This is a genomic window from Roseicyclus sp., assembly GCF_052168335.1.
Lineage (GTDB): Bacteria > Pseudomonadota > Alphaproteobacteria > Rhodobacterales > Rhodobacteraceae > Roseibacterium.
In genome coordinates this window covers 1-2387 of sequence record NZ_JBQLZP010000532.1, presented here as the reverse complement: position 1 = coordinate 2387, position 2387 = coordinate 1, and the positions used below count along the sequence as shown (strand labels likewise).

Here is a 2387-nt window from a genome sequence, read left to right as displayed (position 1 = left end):
TCCCGGCGCTGGCCCTCTACGAGTTCCAGTCCCGCACCGGCGCGCTCGAGCGCATCCGCGTGGCGCTGACCGGGCTGACGGCGGACCGCAGGCTCCAGGCGATCCTCATCGCGTGGTTCTTCGGCCTCTTCATGGAGGGGGCGGCGGGCTTCGGGACGCCCGTGGCGCTCGCCGCGCCGCTTCTGGCGGGGCTCGGCTATCCGCCGGTCCGGGCGGTGGTGCTGGCGCTCCTGGGCCACGCGGCGGGCGTCTCCTTCGGCGCCGTCGGCACGCCGACGCTGGCGCAGGTGGACCTTACCGGGCTCTCGCCCACGGCCCTCGCGGGGACGGTCGCCGCGATGCAGGCGCTGGTCTCGCCGATCCTGCTGCTGGCCACGGTGCGCCTCGCGGGCGACGGTCCGCTGACACGCGCCGACATCGGCTGGACCGCGCTCGCCTGGGCGGCCTTCGTCCTGCCCTCGGTCGGCCTCGCGGCGCTGACCGGGCCGGAACTGCCGAGCCTCGGCGGCGCGCTGGTCGGCCTCCTCGTCTTCGCGACCGTCCTCCTCCGCCTGCGGGGCGGCAGCGCGCCGGAGGCCGGGCCGCTCCTCCGCGACCTCGCGCCCTACGGCGCGATCCTCGCGCTGGTCCTCGCGACCCGCCTCGTCGGCCCGGTGCAGGAGGCGCTGTCCTCCCTCGTCCTGGGCTGGAGCCTCGGCGCGCGCTTCTCGGGCGGCATCGCGCCCCTCTACCACCCGGGAACGCTGCTCTTCGCGGGCCTCGCCCTCGGCGCGCTCGCGACCGGCCGGGCGGCCGCGCTCGGCCCCGCGCTCGGCGGCGCGCTGTCCCGCATCCTGCCCGTGGCGCTGGCGCTTCTCGCCATGCTCGCGCTCAGCCGCGTCATGGTCCATGGCGGCCTGATCGACGCGCTGGCGGAGGCGGCGGCGACGGCGGGCGTGTTCTGGCCGCTCCTCGCACCGCTCATCGGCGTGCTCGGCACCTTCGTCACCGGATCGGCCACCGCGTCGAACATCCTCTTCACCGAGTTCCAGACCGGCGTGGCGGCGAGCCTCGCCTACGCCCCCGTCCCGCTGGCCGCCGCGCAGGGCTTCGGCGCCGCCGTCGGCAACGTCATCGCGCCGCACAACATCATCGCGGGGTCCGCCACCGTCGGCCTCGTCGGGCGCGAAGGCGCGGTCCTGTCGCGGACCCTCGGCATCTGCGCCGCCGCCACGCTCGCGGGCGGCCTCCTCGCCTTCGCCATGGTCCGCCTCACGCTCTAGCGCGGGGCGGCCAAACTGCCTATCCTTCCGCCCGACACCCGGGTTCCAGTGCGAGACAAAGCCATGCCGATCTTCGATTTCCTCTCCGGCCAGTTCATCGACGTCATCGAGTGGACGGACGACACCCGCGACACGATGGTCTGGCGCTTCGAGCGGCACGGCCACGAGATCAAGTACGGCGCCAAGCTGACGGTGCGCGAGGGGCAGACGGCGGTCTTCATCCACGAGGGCCAGCTCGCCGACGTGTTCACGCCCGGTCTCTACATGCTCGAGACCAACAACATGCCGATCATGACCACGCTCCAGCACTGGTCCCACGGCTTCAAGTCGCCCTTCAAGTCCGAGATCTACTTCGTCAACACCAACCGCTTCACCAACCTCAAGTGGGGCACGAAGAACCCGATCATGCTGCGCGACCCCGAGTTCGGGCCGACGCGCCTCCGGGCCTTCGGGACCTACACGGTGAAGGTCGCGGACGCGGGCCGCTTCATGACCGAGATCGTCGGCACCGACGGCGAGTTCACGACCGACGAGGTCACCTTCCAGATCCGCAACATCATCGTGCAGGAGTTCAGCCGCGTCGCCGCCTCCTCGGGCATCCCGGTCCTCGACATGGCGGCCAACACCGACCAGTTCGGCCGCATGGTGGCGACGCGCATCTCCGAGACCATCGCGCAATACGGCCTGACGCTGCCCGAGCTCTACATCGAGAACGTCTCGCTTCCCCCCGCCGTCGAGGAGGCGCTCGACCGCCGCACCTCGATGGGGGTGGTGGGCGACCTCACCAAGTACCAGCAGTTCCAGACCGCCGAGGCGATGCGCGCGGCCGCCGAGAACCCCGGCGGAGGCGGCGGCATGGGCGCGGGCCTCGGCATGGGCATGGGCATGGCGATGGCCAACCAGATGGCGCAGACCGGGCCCTGGGCCGCGACCGGCGCCGCCCCGCAGCCCCCCGCGCCGCCGCCGCTCCCGGTCGAGCATGTCTGGCACATCGCCGAGAACGGCCAGACGAAGGGCCCCTTCTCCAAGGCCTCGCTCGGGCGCATGGTGACCGACGGCGCGCTGACCCGCGAGACGCTCGTCTGGACGCAGGGACAGGATGGCTGGAAGCGCGCCGAGGACGTG

General features: G+C 72.6%; 2 protein-coding genes. Both read left to right on the top strand.

The genetic code is table 11. The features are described 5' to 3' along the window. Positions 1 to 1262 (top strand): L-lactate permease (locus ACTS11_RS16225; protein ID WP_442641339.1); only part of this gene is annotated, 1262 nt, incomplete at its 5' end. Positions 1263 to 1325: 63 nt separating this feature from the next. After that, positions 1326 to 2387: SPFH domain-containing protein (locus ACTS11_RS16220; protein ID WP_442641338.1), on the top strand; the 1062-nt coding region annotated here is incomplete at its 3' end.